General features: G+C 62.1%; 13 protein-coding genes. 1 reads left to right on the top strand and 12 read right to left on the bottom strand.

What is annotated here, in order from left to right:
- Positions 1 to 131 precede the first annotated feature (131 nt).
- The 4 genes from ACP3RB_RS03675 to pyrR all read right to left on the bottom strand — a co-directional run bounded on the left by ACP3RB_RS03675 (position 132) and on the right by pyrR (position 3,819).
- Positions 132 to 671, bottom strand: coding sequence for a hypothetical protein (locus ACP3RB_RS03675; protein ID WP_311647936.1), 540 nt, complete (start codon positions 669 to 671; stop codon positions 132 to 134).
- A gap of 143 nt (positions 672 to 814) precedes the next feature.
- Positions 815 to 2,116, bottom strand: a complete 1,302-nt coding sequence (locus ACP3RB_RS03670) for a dihydroorotase (RefSeq protein WP_049337441.1) — start codon at positions 2,114 to 2,116, stop codon at positions 815 to 817.
- Positions 2,117 to 2,146: 30 nt separating this feature from the next.
- The gene (locus ACP3RB_RS03665) at positions 2,147 to 3,148 is read right to left on the bottom strand and encodes an aspartate carbamoyltransferase catalytic subunit (protein WP_426699469.1); all 1,002 of its coding nucleotides are present in this window, start codon (positions 3,146 to 3,148) and stop codon (positions 2,147 to 2,149) included.
- Complete coding sequence (gene pyrR / locus ACP3RB_RS03660; protein WP_304193164.1) at positions 3,145 to 3,819, bottom strand: bifunctional pyr operon transcriptional regulator/uracil phosphoribosyltransferase PyrR; 675 nt, start codon at positions 3,817 to 3,819, stop codon at positions 3,145 to 3,147. Before pyrR ends, ACP3RB_RS03665 begins: the two co-directional genes overlap by 4 nt.
- Positions 3,820 to 4,141: 322 nt before the next feature.
- Here pyrR and ACP3RB_RS03655 point away from each other — a divergent pair, with 322 nt between their 5' ends.
- Positions 4,142 to 4,849 carry a methyl coenzyme M reductase subunit gamma gene (locus tag ACP3RB_RS03655; RefSeq protein ID WP_426699468.1) on the top strand — a complete coding sequence of 236 codons (708 nt, stop codon included), beginning with the start codon at positions 4,142 to 4,144 and terminating at the stop codon, positions 4,847 to 4,849.
- 334 nt (positions 4,850 to 5,183) lie between these two features.
- Here ACP3RB_RS03655 and nusB read toward each other — a convergent pair whose 3' ends face one another.
- From nusB to ruvX, 8 genes are all read right to left on the bottom strand, one after another.
- On the bottom strand, positions 5,184 to 5,594 hold the full coding sequence (gene nusB / locus ACP3RB_RS03650) for a transcription antitermination factor NusB (RefSeq protein ID WP_296704113.1): 411 nt from the start codon (positions 5,592 to 5,594) through the stop codon (positions 5,184 to 5,186).
- Positions 5,594 to 6,157, bottom strand: a complete 564-nt coding sequence (gene efp, locus ACP3RB_RS03645) for an elongation factor P (RefSeq protein WP_219101370.1) — start codon at positions 6,155 to 6,157, stop codon at positions 5,594 to 5,596. The genes nusB and efp overlap by 1 nt, the downstream gene beginning before the upstream one ends.
- Before the next feature lie 225 nt (positions 6,158 to 6,382).
- On the bottom strand, positions 6,383 to 7,510 hold the full coding sequence (gene aroB / locus ACP3RB_RS03640) for a 3-dehydroquinate synthase (RefSeq protein ID WP_005505930.1): 1,128 nt from the start codon (positions 7,508 to 7,510) through the stop codon (positions 6,383 to 6,385).
- Positions 7,511 to 7,535: 25 nt separating this feature from the next.
- Positions 7,536 to 9,074 carry a shikimate kinase gene (locus ACP3RB_RS03635; protein ID WP_426699467.1) on the bottom strand — a complete coding sequence of 513 codons (1,539 nt, stop codon included), beginning with the start codon at positions 9,072 to 9,074 and terminating at the stop codon, positions 7,536 to 7,538.
- A complete protein-coding gene (aroC, locus tag ACP3RB_RS03630) occupies positions 9,074 to 10,291 on the bottom strand; it encodes a chorismate synthase (RefSeq protein ID WP_060824748.1) in 1,218 nt (405 codons plus the stop codon). Before aroC ends, ACP3RB_RS03635 begins: the two co-directional genes overlap by 1 nt.
- 119 nt (positions 10,292 to 10,410) lie before the next feature.
- Entirely contained in the window at positions 10,411 to 11,361 is a 951-nt protein-coding gene (locus ACP3RB_RS03625; RefSeq protein ID WP_426699466.1) for a shikimate dehydrogenase, read from the bottom strand.
- A 294-nt stretch (positions 11,362 to 11,655) separates the two neighbouring features.
- Complete coding sequence (gene mltG / locus ACP3RB_RS03620; RefSeq protein ID WP_426699465.1) at positions 11,656 to 12,849, bottom strand: endolytic transglycosylase MltG; 1,194 nt, start codon at positions 12,847 to 12,849, stop codon at positions 11,656 to 11,658.
- Entirely contained in the window at positions 12,846 to 13,409 is a 564-nt protein-coding gene (ruvX, locus tag ACP3RB_RS03615; protein ID WP_012903482.1) for a Holliday junction resolvase RuvX, read from the bottom strand. The genes mltG and ruvX overlap by 4 nt, the downstream gene beginning before the upstream one ends.
- Between the last annotated feature and the right edge of the window lie 2 nt (positions 13,410 to 13,411).

The raw sequence follows: 13,411 nt of genomic DNA, 5'->3' as shown, positions 1-13,411 counted from the left end.
GGCCTCTACCGTGCAGGTTCCGGGGTAGTCTATGGTGCCTTCGGCGGGGTGTTCGCCTGCCGTGGGGCAAAATCTATGGGTGTGCGGGTGCGCCGGGGATATTGGTCCGGGATATTAGTCCGGGCTGCCGGTTAGGCTTCCGGTTCTGCCGCCCACTTCTCGGGCGCATCCACCGCGTTCGGGGCGATGCGGCGCAGTTCCTGCAGTACCGCCTGCTTGTCCTCGGCGTAGCGGGTGCGGAAGCCGGTCTGCACGCGGTGACCGTCCAGCGTCCAACCAATCACAACCAGGCCGTTCTTCTCCACAACCTTGCCCGCCATACCGCGGTCGGTGGTGATGACGGCGAGCTTCTTCGCCGGAATCCACAGGTCCTTCGCGCCGTCACGGGTGAAGATGATGCTGTCCGGGTAAATCAGCAGGGTGGACTTGCTCTTGAAACCGAGCGAGTCGAAACCCACGCGGTCCAGCCAGTTGCCGAAGATCGTGGTGCTGACGTATTCGCCCTCGAAAGCGGCGTCAGCGGTCATGCCCTCGTAGCGTTCGGGAACTTCCTTGAGGGAGCCGAACATGTTCGCCTGACGTGCCAGGCGCGAGCGCCATCCGTGCCACATGCCGTAGATGCACAGGGCAACCAGGGCGATGCAGATGATGGCGGTCAGGAACTTTCCCACGAAGGTTCTCTCTTTCGGTTGGGGTCTCGGTCGATTGTCTCGGCCTGGGTCGGTGAGGTTGGGGGCGGTGCTCCCCGCAAGGCGGTGGCAGGCGTGAACCTACCACCGCCAGGCACGGTCACCACGTACGTTCGCCTCGCAGGTTAGCGGCGCGGGGTTGCCAGCTCGCCGTTCAGCACGGTCGGGTGGCCAGCGTAGAAGGTTGCACGGATCGAGCCGGGCACCTCCATGTCGCGGTAGGGGTTGTTCTTACCCTTGGTTGCCTGCTCCTCCGGCTTGATGACGCGGGTTGCCTTCGGGTCGACCAGCACAATGTTTGCCGGTTCGCCTTCGGCAAGCGGGCGGCCCTGCTCGTGGTCCAGGCGACCAATCTTCGCGGGCTCCTCAGAGAGGATGCGTGCCACATCGCGCCAGGTAATCATGCCGGTGTCAACCAGGGTCATCTGGATGATGGACAGTGCCTGCTCCAGGCCGGTCATACCGTTCGCTGCGCACGCCCACTCACATTCCTTGGTCTCGGCCGGGTGCGGTGCGTGGTCGGTACCAATCACGTCGATGATGCCGTCAGCAACTGCCTGACGCAGCGCCATAACGTCCTCTTCGGTGCGCAGCGGCGGGTTCACCTTGAAGACCGGGTCGTAGGTGCGTGCGGTCTCGTCGGTGAGCAGCAGGTGGTGCGGGGTTGCCTCCGCGGTCACCTTCACGCCGCGGGACTTAGCCCAGCGCACAACCTCAATGGAGCCCTTGGTAGACAGGTGGCAAATGTGCAGCTTGGAGTCCAGGTGCTCAGCCAGCAGCACGTCGCGAGCAATGATTGCCTCTTCAGCGACGGCAGGCCAACCGGTCAGACCCAGGTCAGCGGACACCTTACCTTCGTTCATCTGGGCGCCTTCGGTCAGGCGCGGCTCCTGCGCGTGCTGCGCAATAACACCGTCGAAGGTCTTGACGTATTCGAGGGCGCGGCGCATCACGGCGGGGTCGTACACGCACATGCCGTCGTCAGAGAACACGCGCACGTTCGCGGTGGAGTTCGCCATGCCGCCAATGTCGGAGAGGCGCTCGCCCTTCAGGCCCACGGTCACTGCGCCGATGGGCTGCACGCGGCACCATGCGGATTCCTTGCCGAGGCGGTCGACCTGCTCAACGACTGCGGCGGTGTCTGCCACGGGCATGGAGTTTGCCATGGCGAACACTGCTGTGTAGCCGCCCAGGGCTGCTGCGCGGGTGCCGGTCTCAACGGTTTCGGATGCCTCGTAGCCGGGCTGGCGCAGGTGGGTGTGGATGTCGACCAGGCCGGGCAGCGCCACCTGGCCTGCCGCCTCGACGACCTGTGCGTCTGCGGCGTCAATGTTCTCTGCGATGCGGCTAATCACACCGTCCTCGATGAGGATGTCGGCGACCTTTTCGCCGTAGAGGCTTGCGCCCTTAATCAGGTACTTGCTCATGGTGTTGGTTCCTCTCGTTAGGAAGGTCGTTTAGGATTCGTCGCCGGCGTAGAGCTTGGCGCTGGAGCCGTCGGTCAGAAGCAGGTAGAGCACCGCCATGCGCAGCGCCACGCCGTTGCTGACCTGGCGCAGGACCCAGGAGTTGGTGGCGTCGGCGGCTTCGGTGCAGATTTCCAGGCCGCGGTTCATGGGGCCCGGGTGCAGGATTGCGACCGGCTGCGGCTGCGCCTGCAGGGTTGCGAAGCGTTCGGCGGTCAGGCCCCACAGGTCGGTGTACTCCTCTGCGGAGGGGAAGTACGCAGCGTTCATGCGTTCCTTCTGGATGCGCAGCAGCATCACGGCGTCCGGGTTGGTGGCGATGGCTTCGTCGAAGTCGTGGAAGATTTCTACGCCCGCTTCTTCAACCCAGGAGGCGGTGTTCAGCGGCAGCAGGGTCGGCGGTGCAACGAAGACGACCTGCGCGCCGAGGGTGCTCAGCAGCCAGAGATTGGAGCGTGCCACGCGCGAGTGCAGAATGTCGCCAACGATGAGCACGCGCATGCCGGACAGGTCGGTGCCGCGGGGGCTGTCGAGGCCGTCGAGTTCTGCCTTGTACTGGCGCAGGGACACAGCGTCGAGCAGTGCCTGGGTGGGGTGTGCGTGGGTGCCGTCGCCCGCGTTGAGCACGGGGATGTCGGTCCAGCCTGCCTCGGCGAGGCGCTGCGGTGCGCCGGATGCCGAGTGGCGGATCACGAACGCATCCGCGGCAATCGCCTTGAGGGTCTGCGCGGTGTCCTTGAGCGACTCGCCCTTAGACAGGGAGGAGCCGGAGGCGGAGAAGTTGGTGACGGCTGCACCCAGGCGCTTCTCTGCGGCTTCGAAGGAGAGGCGGGTGCGGGTGGAGTCCTCGAAGAAGAGGTTGACGACGGTCTTGCCGTTGAGCACGTTGAGGGTGCGGTTTTCGGCTTTGACCTGCGCCATGTAGTCGGCGACGTCAAGGATTTCGATGGCTTCTTCGCGGGTTAGTTCGCGGGTGTCGAGCAGATGCTTCATGAGAGCCCTCCCAGCTGGATAATGTCAACTCGGTCTGTTGCGTTGTCGGTTTCAGTCAGTACGACGCGCACGGTTTCGCTGGCGCTGGTGGGCAGGTTTTTGCCCACGTGGTCGGCGCGGATGGGTAGTTGCCGGTGTCCGCGGTCTACGAGGACTGCCAGGCGTACGAGGGCGGGTCGTCCGTGGGCGTTGAGTGCGTCGAGGGCGGCGCGTACGGTGCGGCCGGAGTAGAGGACGTCGTCAACGAGGACTACGGTTTTACCTTCAATGCCGATGCTGGGCATGATGCTCTCCCCTGCGGTATCTGGGGAGGTGGTGCCGTTGGGCGAGACGGGCTGGTCGTCGCGGTAGGCGGTGATGTCCAGGGCGCCGAGTCGGGTTTCTGCGTTGAAGTTCGGCTCGATGGCTTGGATGCGGGCGGCGAGTCGTACGGCGAGGGGCACGCCGCGGGAGCGGATGCCGATGAGTACGAGGTTTTCTACGCCTTTGTTGGTTTCAATAATTTCGTAGGCGATGCGGGTGAGGGCGCGGCGGATTTCGTCCTCGCTGAGGATGGTGCGGCCGACGGTGGTCGCGTCCTCGGAGGCGTTTTGAGGGGTTGCCGAATGGGGGGCTGCGGTTACGTTTCGCCCCTGATTCGCGCCGGATGTGGGTACAGTTGACCCAGGCATAGCCGTCTCCTTCCCCGCCTCACGGGACGGATTTAAAGGTTTTGTGCTTCTAGTAGGGTACCACAGTTCACAGGCTACGTTCAGGTTCGGCGAGAGACCGCTCACGGTGAGGGGGAGACAGGATGAGGCGCGTACCGAGCCCCTAGCCTGCACCACAACGAGCAGGCTCTCGACAAAATGGACAAACAATACGCCGGGGTGTGTGCTCTGTAGATGTATGTTAGGGTAATGGCATCAATCGATAACATTCCGCTGAATTCCACACGTTGCTGTAGGGATAATTCTGCGGTTTACACAACCACACACCAGAAAAGAACCAACAATGATGTTTAACCGTAGTTCTATTGCCGCGCTCTCTGCGGCACTGATGCTCACCCTGTCCGCATGTTCCGGAGGCGCGCAGGTCAACGCAGAATCGAGCGCTTCCACTTCCGCGAGCGCTGAATCGGCAAGTACTGAGGCTTCTGCGCCTCCCACTGCTACTTCTTCGCCTACTCCGACCGGCCCGTCCGGCTCCGAGATTGTATTGGTTCGCCCGAGCGTGGACACCAATAATGATTCGAAGGAAGCTGAAAACGCGGCGCTTGTCGCAGCGTACGCCGTATTGGACCAGCATCTACGTGTTAAGAACGCCTGGGTGCATGGAGATCTGAAACATACCAGTGATGAGGAGCTACTTCAGTACGTAAGTAAGGGTATTCTCGAAAGCGTTAAAAAGCAGGCAGAGTCTATGCGTAAGCTCGCAGCATCCTCCCCTGTGGAAGGCGATATTATCGTCCGTGATGTTCGCTTTCCCTCTATCTACAATTTGGAGCACTCTGATGGTTCTAAGCCTTCGGAGCCTAACGCGGGTATAGCCATCACCTACTGTGAAGATACTAGTAATATTCGTCTGTCTGACGGGTCTAGGCTGAACGCCAGCCAAACACGGAGGATCTTTATCGTTCGACGTGATGACGGGGCATATGTTCTCGGCAGTACCGATATTGAGCACGAAGGTTGCGACTATGAGGTAGACGAGGTTGTCTAACCTCCGCCCCTGATGTAATGGGGCGCATACCGGACACGCGAGGCGGGGGCTCCGTCCTCAAGGCGCTCAGCGCCGCAGAGGGGGCACTCCCCCGCCTGCGTTGTCCGGTGAAGCCTCGAATACCGCCGAACCCAGCAAGCGCATCTGCACCCAATCCGGAACCCCACGCAGAACCGCACCGACCGAAGAAGCGTAGACACAGAAACCCCCCGCCGTCCTGTAGCGAACTACAGTACGGCGGGGGTTTCACGTACGCTCCCCTGCGGGTGCATCCTCAACAGTGGCAAACCAACCAAGTAGCCATAGGCTGGCGGGCAGGCTGCGGCGGGACGTCTTACGCGAGCAGGGTCGGCTTCACCTGACGGAGCTTATCCAGCAGACCGTTCACGAACTTCGGAGAGTCATTCGTGGACAGCACACGCGCCAGACCGACAGCCTCAGAAATTGCGACAGCATCCGGAACTTCGTCATTGTACAGAAGCTCCCAAGTGCCAATACGCAGCACGGCACGGTCCACGGCGGGCATACGCTCGAAGGACCAGTCACGGGCGTAAGTCTCCACAAACTCGCGGATTTCTTCGTCGTGGTCGCGGACGCCACGAATGATTTCCTCAGAGTAAGCAGAAATCTGCGCTACCGTGTACAGTCGGCGGCGGCGGAGTACCTCAATATAATCTTCGTTGCGCTGATCCGCCTCGAAGAGCACTTCGAGGGCGCGCAATCGGGCTTTCGTACGCGAATTCATTAGTCGTTCACGCGACCGAGGTACTCACCGGTGCGGGTGTCAACCTTGACCTTGGTGCCGGTCTCCAGGAACAGGGGAACCTGGATCTCGTAGCCGGTCTCAACGGTTGCGGGCTTGGTGCCGCCGGTGGAGCGGTCACCCTGCAGGCCGGGCTCGGTGTAGGTGATTTCGAGGACCACGGATGCGGGCAGCTCAATGTACAGGGGGTTACCCTCGTGCATTGCGATGGTTGCGGTCTGGGACTCGAGCATGTAGTTTGCTGCGTCGCCAACAACGGTTGCGGGAACGTTGATCTGGTCGTAGGTCTTCATGTCCATGAAGACGTAGTCGTCGCCATCCTGGTACAGGTACTGGTAGTCGGAGCGGTCAACGGTTGCGGTTTCGATCTTAGCGCCAGCGTTGAAGGTGCGGTCGACGACCTTGCCGGAGGTAACGTTGCGCAGCTTGGTGCGGACGAATGCGCCGCCCTTACCGGGCTTAACGTGCTGGAACTCTACGACGGACCAGAGGTTGCCGTCAATCTTCAGGACGGCGCCGTTCTTAATATCGGTAGTGGATGCCATGGGGCTCTCCTTCGTGTCATCGACGCTCACGCCGTAGTGGTACCCGGCGCGGCGCTAAGTTTTCAATGAGCAAAAATATGTCCCGTACATTCTACAGGATGCGCACGAATTTGCCTAGCAGGGGCGCCACAGATTCTGCGGCACCCCGCTGGCTGGCGCGTACTGCCTGTCATGTGCTGGCAGATACGTGCCGGGTGCCTCCGGTGAATGGACGGGACTCATCACCTACTCGGTAATTTCCTGGTAGGTCATGTACAGGATCGAGTCGTCCGGTACCTCGTAGACGCGCGGGCGAGCCAGACCGTCAAGAATGATGAAGCGCAGCAGGTTGCCGCGTGCCTTCTTGTCGCGGCGCATTGCTTCGAGCAGCTGGGGCCATGCGTCTGCCTTGTAGGAGGTGGGCAGGCCCAGGGATTCGAGGATGCGGCGGGTACGTGCCACGAGTTCTTCGTCGGCGTGACCGGTTGCCAGCGCCAGTTCGGCGGCGTAGACCATGCCGACGGACACTGCCGCGCCGTGACGCCACTGGTAACGCTCGTTGCGCTCAATGGCGTGGGCGAGGGTGTGGCCGTAGTTCAGGATTTCGCGGCGGCCGGATTCGCGCAGGTCCTCGGAGACGACCTCCGCCTTCACGCGCACGCTACGCTCGATGAGTTCACGCATCACGGCGGACTGCGAGTCGCGTACGGCGTTCGGGTTCGCCTCGATCAGATCGAGGATTTCGGGGTCTGCGATGAAGCCGCACTTGACGACCTCACCCATGCCGGTCAGCAGCTCATGCTCGGGCAGGGTGCGCAGGGTGCCGATTTCGCAGAGCACCGCGGCGGGCGGCCAGAACGCGCCGACCAGGTTCTTACCCTCGGCGGTGTTGATGCCGGTCTTACCGCCTACGGCAGCGTCCACCATGCCGAGCAGGGTGGTCGGAATGTGAATGACGCGCACGCCGCGCAGCCAGGTTGCCGCCACGAAACCGGCAACGTCGGTAATAGCGCCGCCACCCACGGAGATAATCGCGTCGGTGCGGGTGAAGTCGTTCTGACCGAGCACCTGCCAGCAGAACGCCGCCACCTGGTAGTGCTTCGCCTCCTCAGCATCCGGGATTTCGGCGCTGAACGATTCGTAGCCCATGGCACGCAGGTCTTCCATGACCAGCTCACCGGTGGAACGCAGGGCACGCGGGTGAATCACGAGCACCTTCTTGGTGCGGTTGCCCAGAATTTCGGGGATTTTACCGAGCAGGTTGTGGCCGATGAGAACCTCATAGTTCTCACGCGGGGAGCTGCCGGTCACCGGGATGCGGGTGATATCTTCCGCGCCGGAGGCACCGAAAGTGGGGGTGGGCTGAGTGCTCATCATGTGTCCTTTCACAGGTGAGGGGTTATGCTTGGGGGCGCTGCGCGCGGGAGGCACGGGTTGCGGTCACGTACGCCTGGATTTCGGCGGTCATCTCGGTGATGGGGCGGCCGCCTCGTGCGTCCAGGGTGAAGTGCGCCAGCTCTTCGTATCGGCTGCGGCGGCGCTCAAAAATTTCGGTCCACCGCTCGACCGGGTTCGGCTGCAGCAGCGGGCGGGTCTTGTTGCCGGTAATGCGCGGGGTGACGGTGTCAGCATCAACGAGGATGTACACCACGCATTCGTCTTTGAGCAGCTCCGCAACCGAGTCGGTCATGGGCGCGCCACCGCCCAGGGAGAACACCGTGTTGCGGTACACGGGCGAGGTGAGGACCTCTTCGATGGTTTTGCGTTCGAGCTCGCGGAAGTACGCCTCACCGAAAATCTCGAAGATTTCGGAGACTTCACCGTAGCGTTCCACGATGAGCTGGTCGGCGTCGAGGAACTCGTAGCCGTAGAAACGCGCCAGGTGCGTACCGATGTAGGTCTTACCTGCCGCCATGGGGCCGATGAGCACGATGGGGCGGGAGCGTTCCGCGAAGTTCTCGTGCATTTCACGCACCTGCTGCGGGTGGATGCGAGCGCCGGCGGACTCGTCTTCGGTGAGCGCCTCTGCGGGGATTTCCGCGGGGATTTCTTCCAGCGCAACGGGTTCTTCCGATGCGGGCGTTTCTTCCGGCGCGCAAGCTTCGAGGGGCTTCTCCCCTGCCTGGCTCTCTTCTGCCGTGGCGGGTACTGCGGGTGCAGCAACCTGAACCTTGCCGAACAGTGCCGGGGTCGGACGCACCGGCTTGGCGGGTTCAGCCGCGGGCACAGCTACGGGAGTTGCGGGGGCTGCGGCTACGGGAGTTGCGGGCGCAGAAGCGGTAGCGCTCTCCCCCGCCGCCTCTGCAGGCTGTGCCTGCTTTACAGGTGCCGGCTTGGGCGCAGCGGCTACCGACGGCGTGACAGATTTCGGTGCAGCCGGTTTCGGAGCTGCGGGCTTGGCAGGTGCCGGCTTGGGCGCGGCAGGTTTCGGCGCAACAGGCTTGGGTGCAGTCGGCTTGGGCGCTTCCGCCTTCGCGGGCTCCTTACCGGGCTCCGCGGCGGCGGTGCCCATGCCCTGCAGGGCGCTAAGTAGCTTCAGGCGCAAATCCTCGTCCAGGCCGAGCGCCGGGTCGGCGTCTTCAGATACCGAGGAGGCGTACAGGCGCACACCCTGCGTGCTCGCCGCAGCGGCGGGCAGGGGGCGGGTGCCAGAACGCATCAGGTCAGCCGGAGTGGGCACGCGAGACGCCGGGCGGGCAGAAGAAACCGACGCGGCATCCTCACGAGCCTCAACAGCCTGCTCAGCCGCAGCAGAAGTACCGGATTCCGAGACTCCAGATTCGGGGCGCGGCGAAGCGCCCCCTCGCGCACGCTGCGTTGCCGCAGCAATACGCGCAAGGGGACTCGAAGCGACCGGGCGAACGCCCTGCTTCACAGAAACCTCCCCGGAACCGTGACCTTCCGCGCCGCGGCCCTCAGACTCCGCCGGAAGGGGCACTACGCGTCCCAACCAGCCACGTTAGACTCCCACGCCAGAGACGCCGGGATAGCGTCCAGGTAGGAATCCATGTTGCGGCGAGTCTCACCAATCGAGTCGCCACCAAACTTCTCCAGTGCAGCCTCAGCGAGCACCAGGGCGACCATCGCCTCCGCCACCACGCCGGCAGCGGGAACAGCACACACGTCCGAACGCTGGTGGTGGGCGCGAGCCTCTTCACCGGTGGAAGTATCAATGGTCTTCAGAGCCTTCGGCACGGTCGCAATGGGCTTCATTGCCGCGCGCACACGCAGCAGGTCGCCAATGCTCATGCCGCCCTCAATACCACCTGCACGGTTGGTATCGCGGGTTACGCCGTTTTCGCCAATGGAAATCTCGTCGTGAGCGGCAGTGCCCGGGCGGTCAGCGGTCGCGAAACCGTCACCAACCTCAACGCCCTTAATAGCCTGAATACCCATCAGCGCTGCGGCAAGGCGCGCGTCCAGGCGGCGGTCCCAGTGCACGTACGAACCCAGTCCGGGAGGCATACCGTACGCGAGCACCTCAACCACACCGCCGAGAGTCTCACCGTCCTTGTGCGCCTCATCCACGCGCTGAACCATCGCGTCGGAGGTTGCCTTATCGAAGCAGCGCAGCGGGTCAGCGTCCAGCTGGTCAACGTTGCGGGGCGAAGGCACCGGGGCGCCCTCGGGAGCGTGCACGCCACCCACAGCCACGGTGTGAGAAACCAGCTCAACACCCAGAGCCTTCAAAATCTGGGCGGCAACCACGCCAAGAGCCACGCGGGTCGCGGTCTCACGGGCGGAGGCGCGCTCCAGCACCGGGCGAGCCTCAGAGAAGTTGTACTTCTGCATGCCGGTAAAATCGGCGTGACCGGGGCGCGGACGAGTCAGCGCAGCATTACGCGCACGACCCTCAATCAGCTTCGGATCCACCGGGTCGGAGCTCATCACGTCAGTCCACTTGGGCCACTCGGTGTTCGCAATCTCAATCGCGACCGGGCCGCCCTGAGTCAGGCCGTGACGCACACCGCCCAGGATGCGCACGCGGTCCTCCTCGAACTTCATGCGGGCACCGCGGCCGTAGCCGAGGCGGCGACGAGCCAGGGCGTCACGCACCATGTCGCTGGTGAGTTCCACACCGGCGGGTACGCCCTCAATAATGCCGACGAGCGCCTCGCCGTGGGATTCTCCGGCAGTGAGCCAACGCAGGGCCATAGGTTAACCTCTTTTCATCGCACCCGCACCGCAGCGCAGGAGGAAGGAATAATAATTCTTCACGTGTATAAATAGTGTATAAAATGCCTGTTTACTGAGCGAGTGAAAGCACGCTTTTTTCACGAAACGGAAGCACGAAGTGGAAGACCAGCCGCCTCACACATCGCATTCACCAGGCCCAGCAGCTCACCCTCAGACAGGGTGCGGTCAGTAAAAAGCAGAACCTGCTCCACCGCCTGATACAGCAGCATCTCCAAACCAGAAACCACCGTGCCGCCGTTCGCCTCCCAAGCGCTCGCCAGCACCGAAGGCCACGGGTTATACGCAACATCGAGCAGTACCGGCCGGTGCGTCGCGGAGGCGCCCTTCAGTCCGCTCAGCTGGCTCGCCCACTCATCCGCCGCATGGGCAGGAAGAGTAGACACCACCGGGTGATGACCGCGCTCAGCAAGATTCTTCGGCAGCTCAGCTAGGGAAATCTGCTCCAGCTGAACACCCAGGCGGTCCGCCGCCTCCTGCACGCTACCAAGCTTATGCAGGGAACGAGCGTACACGCTCACGCGGCGGTACCCCAATGCGTGCAGCGCCGCCAAAGCGGAAATAGCGGTCGCTCCCCCGCCCACAATCGCGGCGGAATCCTTGAGTGGGTGCGGCTCCAAACCGGCGTGGCGCAGCGCGTTCACAATGCCGATGACGTCCGTATTATGCCCCAGCACCTTCTCGCCGCGCGGATACACCGTATTCACAGCACCGGTCACCTGCGCCATCTCGCTGATCTCATCGCAATACTGAATGACCGCGGTCTTCAACGGCATCGTCACTGACAGACCCGCAATATACGGGGCGTCCTCCGTACCGTCCGGGTGGCGCACACCGTGCATTATCGCCGGCAAATCATCGGGTAGAGTATCGCGGCGATCATATTCAAGATTCGCCTCGCCCAAAAAGTCGTACGCCGCACGATGCAGCGCAGGTGACAGGGAATGCTCAATCGGGTGCCCCAGCACGTAGGCGCGGCGAAGATAGGGCGCTTCACGGTACAGCGCTTCGCGGTACGGTTCAGTCTTCATCGGTACTCTCTCGCTCTCAACGCTGGGGAACGCTCTCAACGCTTGGGGCTTACGGACACGCACGCCACGAACTCGCGTTCATAGGCGCACTCTACCCATTTTAAGGGACAAACCACTATTCGGGTATAGCCAAATAACCGACCGCAACCGAGTACAACCGAGCACAGCCCAGTATTCGGGTACAGCAAAGGCGGGCACCTCCCCCACTCTCGTGGAGGCGGTACCCGCCTCAGCAAGAAACCTTCAGTCCAAAACTATCGATCGTAGCTACCGGCTGAACCAATCAGCAGCAACTTAGCTACAACGGTTCGGGTGATTAGAACACCATTGGTTGTACTCTTCAACATAACGCTGGTGTTCAGCGTACGTGCGGGAGTACTTGGTCTCACCGGAGTCCAGGTCCACAGTCACCCAGTAGTAGTACGGGTTCTTCTCAGGAGCCGCAGCAGCCTTAATCGAAGCCAGCTGCGGGGAACCAATCGGACCCTTCGGAAGACCCTTATTCGCATAAGTGTTGTACTTATTGCTCTTATCGGCCTTCTGCTCCTCCGTCAGGTGGTACGAGCGGACACCCAGACCGTAAGTCACGGTCGCATCCGACTGAATCAGACCCGAGGTCTCACCATCGGGGTTGTTCAGACGATTCTCAATGATGCCCGCAACCGCCACGTAGTCCTTCGGCTGAGCCTCAAGCTCCACGATGGAGGCGATGGTCAGAACCTCGAAGGTCTTCTGGTCGCCGCTCACGCCGGCTTCCTTCAGGTCAGCCTTGGTCTTATCAACCATGGTCTGAATGACCTTCTTGATGTCGGTGTCCTTCGGGAAGCGGTACTCGCCCGGGTGCAGCCAACCCTCAATCGAGGGGAAGTTGCTCGGCACACCGTACTGGGTGTAGTTGCTGACCGCATCCTCAACCTGCTTGCGGGTGAATGCGCCATCGGAGCCAGAAACAATCAGGTCGATGGTCTCGCTCACGCGCTTACCCTGCGGAATCGCCAGGTACAGGACGTTGCTGTTCGCCTCGATAATGGTCGTAATCGCGCTCGAGCTGCTCATGTGCTGCTGCAGTTCGTAGGTACCAGGCTGCAGGTACTTGCCCTTGCTCTCCTTGGTGTACACCTCAACGAACTTATCAGCATCAGCAATAACGCCCGCTGCCTCAAGCTCCTGCGCCACCTGCGCGGTGGACTGGCCAGAACGAATCGTGAAGGTCACGGTCGTACCATTGCCGCCACCCGAGTAGTCACGAGTCTTGAACGGGTCATAGCGAGTAATCAGGGCACCCGAAATGATGACCAGAGCCACCACAAACAGAGAAATCGCGCTCAGCATGATGGCACGGCGGCGGCGCTTACGCGCACGCAACGTAGCCACCGACACGATTTCCTGTTCCATCGTGATGCCGGTGATGCCCTTACGTTCATCCTCGGCTGTCGGCCTAAAGAGGTCGAGCCCGCTCTCTTCGGGATGTTTATTCTGTTCGGTCACTGAAGGTTCTCCGTTTCGTTGACGGCACCGACCGTGGTCCCTTCTGACTCGGACGGTCGGTTTTCTTCGTGGGCCGGATCGCTCACCTTGTACCCGGCTACGGACTGCCCCGCCTTGAGGGCATCCAGGCTGTACTGCAAAATATTCACAGCCGCCACCTGGTCAACCATAGTCTTGAAATCTCGGCTGGAAACCCCAGCCTCGTGCAGTGCACGGTGAGCGCTCACGGTGGTGAGTCGCTCATCCACCAGCCAAATGTTAATGTGTGTCTTCTCTTCGGCATCCAGCTCGGAGCGCAGAGCCTGAGCGTACTCCCGAGCCATTTCCGTGGAGGGAGAATCCCCACCACGCATGGTCTTCGGAAGCCCGACGAACACCTCCACCACCTCGTTCACCTCAATCAGCTTACGCAAAACACGGCGGTCAGAGTTCTTCTTCGCGTCGCGGCGTAGCGTCTTGAGCGGGGTGGCGAGGATACCGTCGGGGTCGCTGAGGGCGGTGCCGACGCGGGCGTTACCCACATCGACACCCATCCGCACTCCGCGCTGGAATTCTGCCATGT

The sequence above is a fragment of the Rothia mucilaginosa genome (genome assembly GCF_049990865.1).
GTDB lineage: Bacteria > Actinomycetota > Actinomycetes > Actinomycetales > Micrococcaceae > Rothia > Rothia mucilaginosa_I.
Note: the sequence above shows the minus strand (reverse complement) of the source record. Positions and strands in the feature narration are given on the sequence as shown.

Excerpts from the sequence above, each read along its gene's own strand:
- ACP3RB_RS03670 (WP_049337441.1), bottom strand. The coding sequence starts at position 2,116 with ATGAGCAAGTACCTGATTAAGGGCGCAAGCCTCTACGGCGAAAAGGTC.
- ACP3RB_RS03665 (WP_426699469.1), bottom strand. The coding sequence starts at position 3,148 with ATGAAGCATCTGCTCGACACCCGCGAACTAACCCGCGAAGAAGCCATC.
- pyrR (WP_304193164.1), bottom strand. The coding sequence starts at position 3,819 with ATGCCTGGGTCAACTGTACCCACATCCGGCGCGAATCAGGGGCGAAAC.
- ACP3RB_RS03655 (WP_426699468.1), top strand. The coding sequence starts at position 4,142 with ATGATGTTTAACCGTAGTTCTATTGCCGCGCTCTCTGCGGCACTGATG.
- nusB (WP_296704113.1), bottom strand. The coding sequence starts at position 5,594 with ATGAATTCGCGTACGAAAGCCCGATTGCGCGCCCTCGAAGTGCTCTTC.
- efp (WP_219101370.1), bottom strand. The coding sequence starts at position 6,157 with ATGGCATCCACTACCGATATTAAGAACGGCGCCGTCCTGAAGATTGAC.
- aroB (WP_005505930.1), bottom strand. The coding sequence starts at position 7,510 with ATGAGCACTCAGCCCACCCCCACTTTCGGTGCCTCCGGCGCGGAAGAT.
- aroC (WP_060824748.1), bottom strand. The coding sequence starts at position 10,291 with ATGGCCCTGCGTTGGCTCACTGCCGGAGAATCCCACGGCGAGGCGCTC.
- ACP3RB_RS03625 (WP_426699466.1), bottom strand. The coding sequence starts at position 11,361 with ATGAAGACTGAACCGTACCGCGAAGCGCTGTACCGTGAAGCGCCCTAT.
- ruvX (WP_012903482.1), bottom strand. The coding sequence starts at position 13,409 with ATGGCAGAATTCCAGCGCGGAGTGCGGATGGGTGTCGATGTGGGTAAC.